A 14,945-nucleotide genomic window follows, 5' to 3' on the forward strand; every position below is an offset into this window, starting at 1 on the left:
GCTGACTGCGATAGCGCTGCGCCGGCCCCAGACGGAGCGAGACCATGACAACAACGATCCCCCGGCCTGCCTGGCGTATTCCGCCCCGACTGGCGCTGCTGGCAGCGATGCTGTGCGCGCCGCCGGCGCTGTCGGCCGAACCCGGCGGCGCGCCAGCCGCCGCGCCTGTCCAGGCCACCGATGCCGCGCTGCGTGCGCGCAGCCAGGCCGCCGCCTGCACCGGCTGTCACGGCCCGGCCGGCCGGGCCCCGGCGGGCAGCACGATCCCGTCGCTTGCCGGGCGCCCGCAGGGCGAGCTGGCCGCGCAGATGCAGGCCTTCAAGGCCGGTACGCGCCCGGCCACGGTGATGCACCAGATTGCCAAGGGTTACAGCGACGACCAGATCGCCGCGATCGCGGCGTGGTTTGCCGCCGTGCGCTGACAGGGAACCACCCATGCACAGAAGAAGCTTCCTCGGCGCCGCGGGCGCCGCAGTACTGGGTACGGCCGGGATCCGGCCGGCGCGCGCCGCATCCCGCGCCCGGGTGGTGGTGGTCGGCGGCGGCTATGGCGGCGCCACGGCCGCCCGCTACCTGCGCGAATGGAGCGGGCAGGCGATCGAGGTGACGCTGGTCGAACCGAATCCGGCCTTTGTCTCGTGCCCGCTGTCGAACCTGGTGATCGGCGGCAGCCGCCAGCTCGGCGACCTGACCCTGCCGTACGACGCACTGGTGCGCCGCCACGGCGTGCGGCTCGCGCGCGACACCGCGGTCGCCATCGACCCGGCCAGGCGGACCGTGCGCCTCGCGGGCGGCAGCGTGCTGCCCTATGACCGCCTGCTGCTGTCGCCCGGCGTCGAGATGATGCGCGAGGCGCTGCCCGGGCTGAAGCGGCCCGGCGGCGACCAGATCCTGCATGCCTGGAAGGCCGGCCCCGAAACCGTCGCGCTGCGCCGCCAGCTCGAGGCGATGCCCGATGGCGGCACCTATGCCATCAGCGTGCCCCTGGCGCCGTACCGCTGCCCGCCGGGCCCGTACGAGCGCGCCTGCCAGGTGGCGCACTATTTCAGGCAGCACAAGCCGCGCAGCAAGGTGCTGATCGTTGACGCCAATGCCGACATTACCTCCAAGGCCGCGTTGTTCCGCCAGGTGTGGGCCACGCAATACCCGGGCATGGTGGAATACCGGCCGCAGCACGAGGTGGCCGATGTCGACCCCGCCACGCGCACGCTCAAGTTCGAGGTGCAGGACGATGTGCGCGCCGACGTGCTCAACCTGCTGCCGCCCCAGCGGGCCGGCGCGATCGCGGTGTCGGCCGGGCTGGCCACGGCCAATGGCAAGTGGTGCGAGGTGGATTTCCTCAGCTTCGAGTCGCGCGCCGCGGCCCATATCCATGTGATCGGCGACGCGATCCAGATCGCGCCGCTGATGCCCAAGTCCGGCCATATGGCCAACCAGCACGGCAAGGTCGCGGCGGCGGCGCTGGTGGCGCTGCTGTCGGGCGGCGCCCCGGACCCGGAGCCGCTGTACAACAACACCTGCTACAGCTTTACCTCCGACCGCGAGGCGGTGCATGTGGCCAGCGTGCATCGCTACGACGCGGCGCAGAAGACCATGGTCACGGTGCCGGGCTCGGGCGGGCTGTCGCCGGCGCCGACGGCGCTCGAGGGCGATTACGCGCTGGCGTGGGCGCGGGGCATCTGGGCGGAGATGCTGGCCTGACGGTGGCGGCGGTGCGGGCGGCACCGCTGCCCGCACAAAACCGCAAGAACGTGCAATGCCGCGCGCGCCGGCGCTGCTACGCTAGGCGTCCCGATCGAACTCGCGCGCCCGCGCACGGCATTCCCCATGCAAGCCAGAGACCGTCTCCTCGCCCTCGCCATCGTCTGCGTCTGGGGCGTCAACTTTGTCGTGATCAAGGTCGGGCTGGCGGGCGTGCCGCCGATGCTGCTGGGGGCGCTGCGCTTCCTGCTGGTGGCGTTCCCGGCCATCTTCCTGGTGCCGCGCCCGCGCGTGCCGTGGCGGCTGCTGCTGGCCTACGGCGCTACCATCAGCCTGGGCCAGTTCGCCTTCCTGTTCTACGCCATGGCGGTCGGCATGCCGGCCGGGCTGGCTTCGCTGGTGCTGCAGTCGCAGGCCTTCTTCACGCTGGCGATCGCCGCGCTATGGCTGGGCGAGCCGGTGCGCTGGCACAATTTCGCCGGCATGGTGGTGGCGGCGGGCGGGCTGGCGCTGATCGGCGCCGGTGCGGGTGGCATGGGCGGCATGAGCGCGGCCGGCTTCGTGCTGACCCTGTGCGCGGCGTTCTGCTGGGCCAGCGGCAATATCGTCAGCAAGAAGATCGGCCCGGTGGACCTGCTTGGGCTGGTAATCTGGGGCGCGCTGGTGCCGATCGTGCCGTTCGCGCTGCTGTCACTGTGGTTCGAGGGGCCGGCGCGCATCGTGCAAAGCGTGACGCAGCTGTCTGGCATGGCGGTGTTCGCCGTGGCGTACCTGGCGTTCGCGGCGACGGTGTTCGGTTACACCATGTGGGGCCGGCTGCTGACGCGCTACCCGGCCAGCCAGGTGGCGCCGCTGACGCTGCTGGTGCCAGTGGTGGGGCTGGTGTCGGCGCACGTGCTGCTCGGCGAGGACCTGTCCGGCGCGCAGTGGATCGGCGCGGCGGTGGTGATGGCGGGGCTGCTGCTCAATGTGTTCGGCCAGCGCTTGTGGGCGGGCAGGGCGCTGGCGCGCCGCTGAGCGCGCGCGGGGCAGCATGTTGTGCTGCATCAATGGGTAAACACTATATGCGCATTCACGCATATACGAATATATTGGACGGCATGGAAGAGCTGGATCGCGTTTTCGAAAAGGTTTCGGGTTACTTCAGCCTGCTGGCGGAGCCGACGCGGCTGAAGATCCTGCACGCCTTGTGCGATGGCGAGAAGCCGGTCAGCACGGTGGTCGAGACGGTGGGTTCGTCGCAGACCAACGTGTCGCGGCATCTCAACGCGATGTACCGCTCGGGCGTGCTGTCGCGCCGCAAGGAGGCGAACCTGGTGTTCTACGCCATTGCGGACGAAAGCGTGATCGAGCTGTGCCGCACGGTCTGCGTGCAGGTGGCGAGCCGGCTGGAGGACAACGCCTTGTCCTCCGGCGTGGTCGACCGCTTCATGGCACAGCCCGCGCCGGAAACCCCGGCGCGCCGGCGGCGCACGGCAAGCTAGCCGCGCCACCACTCTTCCGGCAGCAAACGGCGGCGCCGCACCCGATGCAGCGCCCTGTACAACAGGCACGCCGACCGGTCTGACCGACCAGGGCGAGCGCGCCGGAGGAGACCGCATTGCAGGAACGGAACCGGCCCGGGCGCATCGTGCCCGCACCCGAGCACTTCGTCAGCGCATCGCTGCAGCAGGACATCGGCCGGCACGGCCTGGACGCGCCGCGGCGCGACTTTCTGCGCAAGAGCTTCCTGGGCGCCGCCGCGGGCATCGCCACGGCCGCGGCGGGCCGGCACGCGCTGGCCGCGGACGGCGCGAATGGCGATCCTGCCATCCTGCAGCCGCAGCCCTGGGCCACGTCGCTGGGGCAGCCGGTCGCGGCGCGCCCCTACGGCCAGCCCTCGGTCCATGAGAAAAACCTGATCCGGCGCGAGTCGCCCGGCCTGACCCGGGTGTCGGCGGCCTCGGTCGCATTCGCGCCGCTGCAGGGCTTCTTCGGCATCATCACCCCCAACGGCCTGCACTTCGAGCGCCACCACCAGGGCTGGCACGATATCGACCCGGCGCGCCATCGCCTGATGATCAATGGCCTGGTGCGCACGCCGCGGGTCTACACCATGGACGACCTGATGCGCCTGCCGGCGGTGTCGCGCATGCATTTCATCGAGTGCGGCGCCAACACCGGCATGGAGTGGGGCAACGTCGCGGTGCCGACGGTGCAGTACACCCACGGCATGCTGTCGTGCTGCGAATTCACCGGGGTGCCGCTGCGGGTGCTGCTGGACGACGCCGGCGCCGACCTGCGCCGCGGCCGCTACCTGCTGGCTGAAGGCGGCGACGGCTCGTCGATGACGCGCACCATCCCGATGGAGCTGGCCGACGAGATCATCGTCGCCTGGGGCATGAACGGCGAGATGCTGCGCCCCGAGAACGGCTACCCGCTGCGCCTCGTGGTGCCGGGCGTGCAGGGCGTGTCGTGGGTCAAGTGGCTGCGCCGGCTGGAGCTGGGCGACCAGCCCTGGAATGCCAAGGACGAGACCATCCACTACGTCGACATGATGCCCGACGGCAAGCTGCGCCAGTACACCTCGATCCAGGAGTGCAAGTCGGTCATCACCACGCCGTCGGGTGGCCAGCAACTGGTGGGCAAAGGCTTTTACAACATCAGCGGCCTGGCGTGGTCCGGGCGCGGACGCGTCAAGCGGGTCGATGTCTCGACCGACGGCGGGCGCAACTGGCGCACCGCGCGGCTGGAGGCGCCGGTGCTGTCCAAATGCCTGACGCGCTTCAACCTGGACTGGGTCTGGGACGGCGGCCCGGCGATCCTGCAAAGCCGCGCCATCGACGAGACCGGCTACGTGCAGCCGAAGCTGGGGCAGCTGCGCGCGGTGCGCGGCACGCGCTCGATCTATCACAACAACGCGATCCAGAGCTGGCAGGTGGCGGCGGGCGGCGAGGTGACCAATGTCCATGTGGGTTGAGCTCAGGATCGCCGCCGCGCTGTTGCTGGCGGCCGGCTGCGCCACGCCGGCGGCGGCCGGCACGAGCGAGGCGCGTGCGGCACTCGGCCGCACCGCCACGCCGGCCGAAGTGGCCGCGTGGGATATCGACGTGCGCCCCGACTTCAAGGGCCTGCCGAGGGGCAGCGGCACGGTCGCGCAGGGCCAGAAGGTCTGGGACGGCAAGTGCGCGTCATGCCACGGCGACTTCGGCGAATCCAACGAGGTGTTCACGCCGCTGGTCGGCGGCACCACCGCCGAGGACATCAAGCGCGGACGCGTCGCCGGCATGACCGGCAACCAGCCGTACCGCACCACGCTGATGAAGGTCAGCACCGTCAGCACGCTGTGGGACTACATCCACCGCGCGATGCCGTGGAACGCGCCCAAGAGCCTGAGCGCGAACGAGGTCTATGCGGTCACCGCCTACCTGCTCCACCTGGGCGAAATCGTTCCGGCCGACTTTGCGCTGTCCGACGCCAATATCGCCGAGGTGCAGCGGCGCATGCCCAACCGCGCCGGCATGACCACCGACCACGGCATGTGGCCGGGTCGCGGCCGGCCGGATACCGGCAACACCGCATGCATGTCGCGCTGCATGGAGCAGGTCACGATCGCTTCGTCAATGCCGGACTATGCCCGCGATGCCCATGGCGACCTGGCGCAGCAGCAGCGCGCGTTCGGCCCGGTGCGCGGCATCGCGGCCGCCGGCGCCGCCAGGCCAGGGGCCGCAGCCGTGGCCGCGGCGGCGCCCGCGCCGGGCGCGCGCCTGGCCAGCCAATACCAGTGCGTGGCCTGCCACGCGATGGACCGCAAGCTGGTGGGGCCGTCGTTCGCCGACATCGCGGGCAAGTACAAGGGGCAGGATGCGCATGCGGCACTGGCGCGCAAGGTCAAGGCGGGCGGGCAGGGCGCGTGGGGCGCGGTGCCGATGCCGCCTCAGCCGCAAATCCCGGATTCGGACGTGCAGGCCATGGTGGGCTGGATTCTTGAGGCAAAATAGCGGACTGGCCGCCGCAGTGCCCCCAGGCGGCAGCCAGTGTGTGCCGCCGGCCCATTGCAGCACGGTCGCGCGGCCTTTGCCGTCCCCACGGCTTTACAGAGCTTGGAGAGCTTAACAATGAAGCAGTTTGTCATCGCAGCGCTGATGCTCGGCGCCGCCGCATCGGCTCACGCGGTCGATGCCGCCAAGGCACAGGAGATCGCCAACAAGAACGCCTGCATGGGTTGCCACCAGGTCGACAAGAAGCTGGTCGGCCCGTCCTACAAGGAAGTGGCGGCCAAGTACAAGGGCGACAAGAACGCCCTGGCGACCCTGAGCAAGAAGGTCAAGAGCGGTGGCTCGGGCGTGTGGGGTCCGGTGCCGATGCCGGCCAACGCCGCCCTCAGCGACGCCGACCTGAAGACCGTGGTCGAGTGGGTGCTGGCAGGCGCCCCCGCCAAGTAAGACCGACTGCCATAGCGGGCAGTCCGCCGATGCGCCGGGCCGGGCGGTGATTGCCGCGCGGCCTGGGACAACCAGCGGCCGGCCATGTACCGGCCGCATGCAACACCCCTGAAACGGTCCACGACCGACTGGAACGGAGTAGCCGGAGAGCAAGCAATGAATTCCAAACGACGAGAAGTGCTGCGGGTCACCGCTGTCCTGTCGCTGATGGCCGCCACTGGCCTGATCAGCGAAGCGCAGGCGGCCGAGTGGAACAAGAACGCCTTTGACGGCAAGAGCGTTGCCGACGTGATCAAGGCCCTTGGCGGCAGCGGCACCGAGAAAAGCACCGCCATCACCTTCACCGCCCCCGATATCGCCGAGAACGGCGCCGTGGTGCCGGTGGCCGTGACCAGCACCCTGCCGGATACCGAGCAGATCGCGATCCTGGTGGAAAAGAATCCCAACACCCTGGCCGCCGACTTCATCATCCCGGCAGGCACCGAGCCGTTCGTCTCCACGCGGGTGAAGATGGGCCAGACCTCGGTGGTGCACGCCGCGGTCAAGGCCGGCGGCAAGTGGTACGTGGCATCGAAGGAAATCAAGGTCACGCTGGGCGGCTGCGGCGGCTGACGCCGAGCCCCGGACCCCGGACCTAGATTCCCGCCAAACTGCAACAGGAGAAACACATGGCAGACCCGATGCGCGTACGCGCCACCGAAAACGGCGGCGTGGTGGACGTCAAGATTCTGATGAAGCACGACATGGAAACCGGCCAGCGCAAGGATGCATCCGGCAAGGTCGTCCCGGCCTGGCATATCCAGACCGTGACCGCCCAGTGCAAGGGCAAGGAAGTGTTCCGCGCCCAGTTCGGCCCGGCGGTGTCCAAGGACCCCTTCCTGAACTTCAAGTTCAAGGGCGGCGCCAAGGGCGACAAGGTCGCGGTGACCTGGACCGACAACAAGGGCGACAAGCGCACCGACGAGGCCACCATCGCCTGAAGCCGCCCGCCACGCCTGCATGGCGCCGGCACGCCGCGCCGTCCTCTGCTAAGGTTCGGGGCGGAATGCCGGGACGGACCCGGCCCGAAGGAGCATTATGCGGCGAGCATTTATTCGAGCATCGGCGGCGCTGGCCGCCATCGGCCTGGCGGCAAAGGCCTCGGCCCAGTCCGGTCAGTCGGCGGCGGCCGGGGCGGGCAAGGGCGGGCGCGTGAAGGTGGTGTACCAGCTGTCGGAGGGCATCGACCAGGCGGTGCGCGCGATGGGCAACCTGCGCAACCACCTGAATGGCGCCCCCGGCACCAGGATCGTGGTGGTCGCGTTCGGCTACGGCATCGACTTTTTGGTGGAAGGTGCCAAGGACGCGCGCGGCAACAGCTTCGAGAGCCCGGTGGGCGCGCTGGCCGCCGAAGGCGTGGAGTTCCGCGTGTGCCGCAATACGCTGACCGCGCGCAAGATCAGTGAATCGCAGCTGTTGATGGAAGCCAAGGTGGTCCAGGCCGGCGTGGTCGAGATCGCCCGCCTGCAGGCCGAGGAAGGCTACGCCTATATCAAGCCCTGAGCCGGGCGGCGTAGCTTCCGGCAACAAGAGAGAGAACGGCCCGCCACGGTGCGAGGCCGCGAGGAGAAGCCCCATGAACACCATCCGAAGCCTAGCCCGGCGCGCCGCGCTGGGCGCTGCGGCCACCGCTGCGGTGGCCTCCGCCGCCGCCGTGCACGCGCAGGGCAGCACCGCCGACGAAATCGCCAAGTACCGCCAGATGCTGGCCGAAGGCAATCCCGCCGAGTTGTGGGAAGCCGCCGGCGAAGAACTGTGGAAGAAGCCGGCCGGCCCGAAGAACGCCTCGCTGGAACAATGCGACCTGGGCAAGGGCCCGGGCGTGACCAAGGGCGCCTACGCCGAGCTGCCGCGCTACTTCAAGGACACCAGCAAGGTGATGGACCTGGAGCAGCGGCTCGCCCACTGCCGCATGACGCTGCAGGGGCTGACCAAGGAAGAGGCCACCAAAACCCCGTTCTCGTCGTCGGGCAAGCCGTCCGAGATCGAGCGCCTGGTGGCCTACCTGACCGGCGAGTCGCGCGGCGTGAAGATGAACGTGCAGCTCAGCCATCCGGAAGAAAAGCGCACCTATGCGCTGGGCGAGAAGATGTTCTTCTACCGCGGCGGCGCCTATGACTTTGCCTGCGCCACCTGCCATGCGGTGGACGGCCAGCGCATCCGCCTGCAGGACCTGCCCAACCTGCTGACCGACAAGGGCGCGCAGGCGGCCTACACCACCTGGCCGGCGTACCGCGTGTCGCAGGGCGAGGTGCGCACCATGCAGCACCGACTGTACGACTGCCTGCGCCAGCAGCGCTTTCCCGAACCCGCCTATGGCTCGGACGTGATCACCGCGCTGACCATGTTCCTGGCGAAGAACGCCAACGGCGGCACCTACGACGGCCCGGCGATGAAGCGCTGACCAGTACGGGAGAGACACCATGCAACGACATACCAAGGCAGTGGCCGTCGCGGCCCTGGCCGCCCTGCTGGCAACCGGCGCGTATGCGCAAGACAGCGGGAAGGCCCGCACCGCCAAGGGCAAGCCCGCCGCCGTCAGCGGCGCCGACATGAAGCACCTGATCGAAGACTCGTTCTCTTCGCGCGGCCCGGTCACGGTCGAGGGCGTGCTCAACCAGGATGGCATGCAGCAGGCCTGCAGCCAGTACCCCGACCGCACCCGGGTGCCGGCGAAGGTGGCAAAGAAGATCGAGGCCGCCGAGCTGAAGCAGGTCAAGTATCCAACCGACGACAAATGGCTGGGCGACTGGAAGGAAGGCGAGAAGGTCGCCCAGAACGGCCGCGGCATGCAGTTCACCGACCAGGTCGGCGGCACCAACGGCGGCAACTGCTACGCCTGCCACCAGATGACCAAGGCCGAGATCTCGTTCGGCAATATCGGCCCGTCGCTGTACCAGTACGGCAAGCTGCGCGGCAACTCGCAGGAGGTCATCAAGTACACCTGGGGCAAGATCTGGGACTCCAGCGCCTACGCCGCCTGCTCCAATATGCCGCGCTTCGGCCACAAGGGCATCCTGACCGAGGCCCAGATCCGCGACGTGATGGCGCTGCTGCTCGACCCGGCTTCGCCGGTCAACCAGTAACGCCGATGCGCGCGCCCGCCATGCTGCTGCGCGCGCTGCTGGCCGCGAGCCTGTTCATGGCCGCGGCCGGCGCCGCTGCGCTGGAAGTGGGCGACACGGTGCGCCTGCCCGAGATCCGCACCCTCGACGGCCGCACGCTGAGCGCGGCCGCGCTGGCCGGCAAGCCGCTGGTGGTCGAATACTGGGCCACCTGGTGCCCGTTCTGCGCAATGCAGAACCCGCGCCTGCAGAAGCTGTACGAGCGCACGCGCGGCACGCCGCTGCAGGTGCTGACCATCAGCATCGACAAGGACCCGCGCGAGGCCGCCGATTACATGAAGAAGCGCGGCTACACCTTCGCCGCGACCATGGATTCGCCTGCGCTTCAGGCCGTGTTCGGCAAGCGCAAGGGGCTGCCGGAACTGTACGTGATCGACGCGCGCGGCCGCGTGGTGCAGAAGGAAGTGGGCGAAATGCTCGAAGAAGACGTGGCCGCGCTGGAGCGCTACGCCACGCCATAGCCAGGCCATAGCCATGCGATGCCGGAGGCCCCGCGCCCACCGGCACGCACTTATCCACAGGAAGAGACATGAACCGACGCGAGTTCCTGCAGGTGCTGGCCATCGCCGGCGCCGGCGGCATGACGTTCCCCCACCAGGATGCGCACGCCGCGCAGGCCGCCGACGCCATGTACGACCTGCCGCGCTTCGGCAACGTCCACCTGCTGCATTTCACCGACTGCCATGCGCAGCTGCGGCCGGTGTACTTCCGCGAGCCCAACGTCAACCTCGGCATCGGCGACTATGCCGGCAAGCCGCCGCACCTGGTCGGAGCGGCGCTGCTGCGCCATTACGGCATCCGCCCGGGCACCGCGCAGGCGCATGCGTTCACCTATTTGGATTTCAACGAGGCGGCGCGCCGCTATGGCAAGGTCGGCGGGTTTGCGCACCTGGCGACGCTGGTGAAGCGGCTCAAGGCCGGCCGCCCGGGTGCGCTGTTGCTCGACGGCGGCGACACCTGGCAGGGCTCGGCCACCGCGTTGTGGACCAAGGGCCAGGACATGGTCGATGCCGCGCTGGCGCTGGGCGTGGACGTGATGACTCCGCACTGGGAGATGACCCTCGGGGCCGAACGCGTCAAGGAGATCGTCGACAAGGATTTCAAGGGCAAGGTCGCATTCCTGGCGCAGAACATCAAGACCAACGATTTCGGCGACCCGGTGTTCGATCCTTACGTGATCCGCGAGATCAACGGCGTGCCGGTGGCCATCATCGGCCAGGCGTTCCCCTACACCCCGATCGCCAACCCGCGCTACTTCGTGCCGGACTGGACCTTCGGCATCCAGGAAGAGAACCTGCAGCAGGTCATCGACGCCGCGCGCGGCAAGGGCGCGCAGGCGGTGGTGCTGCTGTCGCACAACGGCATGGACGTCGACCTGAAGCTGGCCTCGCGCGTGCGCGGGCTCGACGCCATCCTCGGCGGCCACACCCATGACGGGGTGCCCGCGCCGGTGGCGGTGAAGAACGCCGGCGGCACGACCCTGGTGACCAATGCCGGCTCCAACGGCAAGTTCCTCGGCGTGCTCGATTTCGACGTGAAGAACGGCAAGGTGGCGGACTTCCGCTACCGGCTGCTGCCGGTCTTCGCCAACTATCTGCCGGCCGATCCGGCCATGGACGCGCTCATCGGCAAGGTACGGGCGCCGTATGAAAAGAAGCTGTCCGAAGTCCTCGCCGTCAACCGTGGCCTGCTGTACCGCCGCGGCAATTTCAACGGCACCTTCGACCAGCTGATCCTGGATGGCCTGATGCAGGTGCAAGGCGCGCAGATCGCGTTCTCGCCCGGTTTCCGCTGGGGCACCACGCTGCTGCCGGGGCAGGCCATCACCATGGAGCACCTGATGGACCAGACCGCCATCACCTACCCGTACACCACGGTGACGCAGATGAGCGGCGCGACCATCAAGACCATCCTCGAAGACGTGGCCGACAACCTGTTCAATCCCGACCCGTACTACCAGCAGGGCGGCGACATGGTGCGCGTCGGCGGCCTGCAGTACACCATCGATCCCGCCGCCGGCATGGGCAAGCGCATCACCGACATGCGCCTGGCGGGCAAGCCGCTGGAGGCCGGCAAGACCTACAAGGTTGCCGGGTGGGCACCGGTGGCGGAGGAAGCGCGCGAATCCGGCGGGGCGCCGGTCTGGGACGTGATGGCGCAGTGGCTGCGCAACACCCGCGAAGTCAGCGCGCGCCCGCTGAACCTGCCGCGCGTGCGCGGCATGGACGACAATGCCGGCATTGCGGCGTGATGTGGCAAACAGCACGCACGATCGCGCGGAGGATTGAAGCGCGCTGCCCAAGTACGCTACAATCCTCCGCGAAGGGCCGATAGCTCAGCTGGGAGAGCGCTGCGTTCGCAATGCAGAGGTCGGGAGTTCGATCCTCCTTCGGTCCACCAGGATTCTTCGCAAGATCCCCGTCATTCGAACGAATGCCCCGGAGCCGCCAGGCTGCCGGGGTTTTTTGTTGTCGGCGTTTCCGCCGTTCCCCCTCACAACGCCGCAGCGACCTGCACCGGCAGCGTTTCCACCCCCAGCAACTCCCTGAACCCCGCCTCGTGATGCCGCAGCGCATGCGGCGCATACCACGCGTGGGCCGCCCGGCCGATGCGCCAGGCGGCATCCAGGTCCGGTGTCATGGCCCGGATCGACGGCAGGTAGTGCCCGGGCGTGATGCCATCGTGCACGCCGCTGCTGCGCGACAGCAGCACCGGGCAGACCGCGTGGGCGCAGTAGGCGGCGAAGACACCGCTCTTGGCCGCATAGTCGACGGGGTAGGCCAGTACGCCATAGGTCGACACCGACAGCAGCCGCGCCGCTTCGATGGCTTCGATGCGGCCGTGCACCACCGCGCCGCGCCGCGCGATGCGGGCGGCGAGCCCGGTATCGCCAAGGGGGGGGCCGACGTCATGCAGCGTGAAGCCGGCATGGCCGACCCAGTCGAACAGGGCCTCGCCCGCCTCCTGGTACGTCTGGGCGCGCAGCGCGGAGCCACCCAGCACCACCACGGTCGCCTGCCGGTCCCGCAGCTGCACGCCGCTTTCCCCCAGGTTGGAAAACACCGGCAGCACCCGGTGCGGCCGCGCCGGCGCGTGGGCGTTGAGCCAGCGCGCCGAACCCTCGCGGTTGGTGACCCAGAAGTCGGCCAGCGCCGCCAGTTCGGCGGCAATGTAGCGCTGCACCGGAGAGAGCCAGAACGCCGAGCGCCATGGCGCGCCGTCGGCATACAGTTCGTGGAAGAAGACACCGAGGCGGCGGAGGTGCGGGCGGGCCTCGCGCAGGCGCCGCAGCAGCCACAGCGGCGTGCCGCGCGGGGCGTAGCCGTAGCCAACGTAATGGAGGATCACGTCGGCGCCGGCCAGCGCGGCTGCCGGCAGGTCGGGCGTCGCCTCGAGCAGCTTTCCCTGCAGCAGCCCGTTGAGCGTCGCGGCATAGTCCCTGACGCCACCTTCGCCGGGCGCGACCAGGCTGATGGGGGCGCCGCTGCCGCGGGCGTTCAGGTCGTGGGCGGATGGATTCGGCATGGGACAGGCTCCTTGCGCATATGGCGAGGTTGTCATGTCCCCGGGCAGGCTATCTGTGCTCCAGCGCACGCGGCGTCACGGCACGGCTGGCGTCTGCCCAATGGAAAAGGCCCGCACGGCGAACCGTGCGGGCCTCGAACAAGCGCTATCAGGGGGAGAAGCTTGCCGGGATCAGCCGGCGCGCTTCAGGCTGACATGGCGCTCAGGGTACATTGCTCTGGGTGAAGTTGAACGGCTTGCCGGCCACCGCATAGGAACCGCCGAACTCGAACTCTTCATTGCCCGACTGGCCCACGCCGATATACATCGGGGTGTTCCCGCCCTGCAGGTTGATCGGCGCATAGCGATAGTTCAGCACCTGCTTGCCGGCATAGTCGGTCACCGAGAACACGCTGGTCAGCAGCGGGCTTTGCTGGGTTTCAGACACCGTGATCGGATCGACCATACGCGAATCCTGCAGCGTCTTTTCGACCGTCAGCGTTGCCATGTCGACCAGCTGGACCTTCTGCTCGCCACGCGACACCACCCACATCTTGGTGTTCGAGTTGCCGAAGCTCTCGCGATTCACCTGGTGGATCATGCTGGTCGGGTTCTTGCCCACTTGCAGGCTGGTCACTTCCTTGATCAGTTCCGGATCGAGGTTGGTACCGGACTGCACACCAGCCACCGAGATCGCGTGGATCACGCCGTCTTCCGTCGCCACCCAGGCCTGGCCGGGGTTGGCCAGCATCGAGACCCTCACCGCGGTCGGCTTTTCGGCCAGGCTCATGGTCTTGACGATGGTCGGAGCGTAGTTGTCCACCGAGAACGTCTGCGGCCATTGCGAGTCTTCCAGGCCGGTATTGTTCAGGGTGTTCTGCAGATCGCTGAAGCTGCCTTCGAAGTAGGTGTTGTTGACCTTGTCGAACAGCGGCTTCAGGTCCAGGAACACCACCTTCTTTTCCGACTTCGAGATCACTGCGGCCACGCCGGCGCGGGAGATCAGGTCGGCGTTGACGCCACCCACGGCGTAGCTCTTCTGGTTGGCTTCGCTCAGGCCAGGCGTCGCTTCGTCGCGACCCAGGCTCGCGCCGCGGTCACCCACCGGGTCACGCATCCAGCCCTGGGTGGTGTTGTCCTGCATGACGCTGAAGTCGGTCACGGCGGAAATCTCCGTCGGGGCCTTCATATCCGGCAGGTCAACGAAGCCCAGCAGCTTCATGAAGACGAAGTTCGACATGTTGCGGAAGCCCGGATAGAGGCCATGCCACGACATATCGCTGGAGTCATACGGACCGCCCACCTGGCTGCCGTCGGCGAGGCTGCCCAGCGCAATCACCGCCACCTGGCCCTTCAGGTTCTTGGTGTCCCAGATGGTCACCAGGGCAAATTCGGAATTCGACGTAATGGCGATGGCCGTGGGCACCTTGCCCTCCGGCAGCTTCACCGAAGCCGAGTGCGAAGCCGTATTCATGCCGACCGAGGCAATCAGGCCGTTCTGGAAAGCCACCAGCGATTGTGCGCAATCGTGCTCGCTGCAGCGGCCCATGGCGATAGGCTGCGTCGGCATCGCGCCACCGTTGGCCGTGACGTGTTCCTTCAGCAGCGGATTGGTGGTGGTATGGCCCCAGAACCACGGGGTCTGCGGCTTTTCTGCAATGGTGCCGGCGCTCAGCGCGAGCGTCAGCAGCGGCGTGACGCCGGAGTCCGACGCGGCGTCCGCGCGGAAAATCACGTCGCCCATGTTGCTGCCGTAGTCGTTGCGGGCGCAATCGAGGTTACCCAGCTGATAGATCACGTTGGTGCTGGTATCCATCGTGGCGCCCGGGTAATCCTGCTGGAAACAGGTATTGCCGTGCGGGTAAAAGGTCTTGTCCTCGGGTTTCCATACCGTACCAACTGCTGCGGGGGCGGAATTACTCGGACCGTAGCGATAAGCCATGGCTTTTTCGCCGGAATAATCCGAGGCAATGGCGACATATTCGTCGGCATTCAAATTGCCGGAGCCGTCGAAAATCTCGTCGGCGACTTGGGTGGATTCGGCCGGGGTGGTCGGGCCGCGCGAAGCTTCGGTCGACGAGGTGCTACCGGAGGTGGCGCCATCGCCACCGCCGCCGCATGCCGTAAGCACCACAGCGGCGCATGCGGCAGC

Annotated in this window: 16 protein-coding genes and 1 tRNA gene; 15 read left to right on the forward strand and 2 right to left on the reverse strand. The window is 68.3% G+C overall.

All coding sequences use genetic code 11. The features are described 5' to 3' along the window. The first annotated feature begins 44 nt into the window (after positions 1-44). The 15 genes from MKD50_RS17085 (at position 45) to MKD50_RS17155 (ending at position 11,689) form a co-directional block, all read left to right on the forward strand. Entirely contained in the window at positions 45-422 is a 378-nt protein-coding gene (locus tag MKD50_RS17085) for a c-type cytochrome (RefSeq protein ID WP_115705320.1), read from the forward strand. A gap of 13 nt (positions 423-435) precedes the next feature. Beyond that, positions 436-1,701, forward strand: coding sequence for an NAD(P)/FAD-dependent oxidoreductase (locus tag MKD50_RS17090; RefSeq protein ID WP_252667864.1), 1,266 nt, complete (start codon positions 436-438; stop codon positions 1,699-1,701). Positions 1,702-1,827: 126 nt separating this feature from the next. Beyond that, the gene (locus MKD50_RS17095; RefSeq protein ID WP_240072991.1) at positions 1,828-2,718 is read left to right on the forward strand and encodes an EamA family transporter; all 891 of its coding nucleotides are present in this window, start codon (positions 1,828-1,830) and stop codon (positions 2,716-2,718) included. A gap of 47 nt (positions 2,719-2,765) precedes the next feature. Then, positions 2,766-3,185 (forward strand): ArsR/SmtB family transcription factor, encoded by a 420-nt coding sequence (locus tag MKD50_RS17100; protein ID WP_115705314.1) that lies wholly within the window; start codon positions 2,766-2,768, stop codon positions 3,183-3,185. A gap of 116 nt (positions 3,186-3,301) precedes the next feature. Then, positions 3,302-4,660: a sulfite dehydrogenase gene (soxC, locus tag MKD50_RS17105; protein ID WP_252667866.1), complete on the forward strand. Its 1,359-nt coding sequence runs from the start codon at positions 3,302-3,304 to the stop codon at positions 4,658-4,660. After that, positions 4,644-5,681, forward strand: coding sequence for a c-type cytochrome (locus MKD50_RS17110; protein WP_252667868.1), 1,038 nt, complete (start codon positions 4,644-4,646; stop codon positions 5,679-5,681). Before soxC ends, MKD50_RS17110 begins: the two co-directional genes overlap by 17 nt. Before the next feature lie 117 nt (positions 5,682-5,798). Continuing rightward, on the forward strand, positions 5,799-6,125 hold the full coding sequence (locus MKD50_RS17115; RefSeq protein WP_025586035.1) for a c-type cytochrome: 327 nt from the start codon (positions 5,799-5,801) through the stop codon (positions 6,123-6,125). A 156-nt stretch (positions 6,126-6,281) separates the two neighbouring features. After that, positions 6,282-6,737 carry a thiosulfate oxidation carrier protein SoxY gene (gene soxY, locus MKD50_RS17120; RefSeq protein ID WP_018006136.1) on the forward strand — a complete coding sequence of 152 codons (456 nt, stop codon included), beginning with the start codon at positions 6,282-6,284 and terminating at the stop codon, positions 6,735-6,737. Positions 6,738-6,793: 56 nt separating this feature from the next. Continuing rightward, positions 6,794-7,105, forward strand: a complete 312-nt coding sequence (soxZ, locus tag MKD50_RS17125; protein ID WP_025586032.1) for a thiosulfate oxidation carrier complex protein SoxZ — start codon at positions 6,794-6,796, stop codon at positions 7,103-7,105. Between the two features lie 97 nt (positions 7,106-7,202). Then, entirely contained in the window at positions 7,203-7,667 is a 465-nt protein-coding gene (locus MKD50_RS17130) for a DsrE family protein (RefSeq protein ID WP_240072987.1), read from the forward strand. A 73-nt stretch (positions 7,668-7,740) separates the two neighbouring features. Continuing rightward, on the forward strand, positions 7,741-8,568 hold the full coding sequence (gene soxA, locus MKD50_RS17135; protein ID WP_240072985.1) for a sulfur oxidation c-type cytochrome SoxA: 828 nt from the start codon (positions 7,741-7,743) through the stop codon (positions 8,566-8,568). Positions 8,569-8,587: 19 nt separating this feature from the next. Beyond that, complete coding sequence (gene soxX, locus MKD50_RS17140; protein WP_115705301.1) at positions 8,588-9,250, forward strand: sulfur oxidation c-type cytochrome SoxX; 663 nt, start codon at positions 8,588-8,590, stop codon at positions 9,248-9,250. 5 nt (positions 9,251-9,255) lie between these two features. Next, positions 9,256-9,750, forward strand: a complete 495-nt coding sequence (locus MKD50_RS17145) for a TlpA family protein disulfide reductase (protein WP_115705299.1) — start codon at positions 9,256-9,258, stop codon at positions 9,748-9,750. Between the two features lie 68 nt (positions 9,751-9,818). Continuing rightward, entirely contained in the window at positions 9,819-11,540 is a 1,722-nt protein-coding gene (gene soxB, locus MKD50_RS17150; protein ID WP_115705297.1) for a thiosulfohydrolase SoxB, read from the forward strand. 73 nt (positions 11,541-11,613) lie between these two features. Next, positions 11,614-11,689 (forward strand) — tRNA-Ala (locus tag MKD50_RS17155). Between the two features lie 93 nt (positions 11,690-11,782). On the opposite strand, the gene MKD50_RS17160 is transcribed toward MKD50_RS17155, so the two are convergent. Beyond that, positions 11,783-12,814 carry a hypothetical protein gene (locus tag MKD50_RS17160; RefSeq protein WP_252667870.1) on the reverse strand — a complete coding sequence of 344 codons (1,032 nt, stop codon included), beginning with the start codon at positions 12,812-12,814 and terminating at the stop codon, positions 11,783-11,785. A 202-nt stretch (positions 12,815-13,016) separates the two neighbouring features. Beyond that, positions 13,017-14,924, reverse strand: coding sequence for a hypothetical protein (locus tag MKD50_RS17165; RefSeq protein WP_240987572.1), 1,908 nt, complete (start codon positions 14,922-14,924; stop codon positions 13,017-13,019). Between the last annotated feature and the right edge of the window lie 21 nt (positions 14,925-14,945).

This window comes from Cupriavidus mimosae (assembly GCF_023952485.1).
GTDB classification, from domain to species: Bacteria; Pseudomonadota; Gammaproteobacteria; order Burkholderiales; family Burkholderiaceae; genus Cupriavidus; species Cupriavidus taiwanensis_C.

Excerpts from the sequence above, each read along its gene's own strand:
- soxY (WP_018006136.1), top strand. The coding sequence starts at position 6,282 with ATGAATTCCAAACGACGAGAAGTGCTGCGGGTCACCGCTGTCCTGTCG.
- MKD50_RS17115 (WP_025586035.1), top strand. The coding sequence starts at position 5,799 with ATGAAGCAGTTTGTCATCGCAGCGCTGATGCTCGGCGCCGCCGCATCG.
- MKD50_RS17085 (WP_115705320.1), top strand. The coding sequence starts at position 45 with ATGACAACAACGATCCCCCGGCCTGCCTGGCGTATTCCGCCCCGACTG.
- soxA (WP_240072985.1), top strand. The coding sequence starts at position 7,741 with ATGAACACCATCCGAAGCCTAGCCCGGCGCGCCGCGCTGGGCGCTGCG.
- MKD50_RS17110 (WP_252667868.1), top strand. The coding sequence starts at position 4,644 with ATGTCCATGTGGGTTGAGCTCAGGATCGCCGCCGCGCTGTTGCTGGCG.
- MKD50_RS17160 (WP_252667870.1), bottom strand. The coding sequence starts at position 12,814 with ATGCCGAATCCATCCGCCCACGACCTGAACGCCCGCGGCAGCGGCGCC.
- MKD50_RS17145 (WP_115705299.1), top strand. The coding sequence starts at position 9,256 with ATGCGCGCGCCCGCCATGCTGCTGCGCGCGCTGCTGGCCGCGAGCCTG.
- MKD50_RS17130 (WP_240072987.1), top strand. The coding sequence starts at position 7,203 with ATGCGGCGAGCATTTATTCGAGCATCGGCGGCGCTGGCCGCCATCGGC.
- soxZ (WP_025586032.1), top strand. The coding sequence starts at position 6,794 with ATGGCAGACCCGATGCGCGTACGCGCCACCGAAAACGGCGGCGTGGTG.
- MKD50_RS17090 (WP_252667864.1), top strand. The coding sequence starts at position 436 with ATGCACAGAAGAAGCTTCCTCGGCGCCGCGGGCGCCGCAGTACTGGGT.
- soxX (WP_115705301.1), top strand. The coding sequence starts at position 8,588 with ATGCAACGACATACCAAGGCAGTGGCCGTCGCGGCCCTGGCCGCCCTG.
- soxB (WP_115705297.1), top strand. The coding sequence starts at position 9,819 with ATGAACCGACGCGAGTTCCTGCAGGTGCTGGCCATCGCCGGCGCCGGC.
- MKD50_RS17100 (WP_115705314.1), top strand. The coding sequence starts at position 2,766 with ATGCGCATTCACGCATATACGAATATATTGGACGGCATGGAAGAGCTG.
- MKD50_RS17095 (WP_240072991.1), top strand. The coding sequence starts at position 1,828 with ATGCAAGCCAGAGACCGTCTCCTCGCCCTCGCCATCGTCTGCGTCTGG.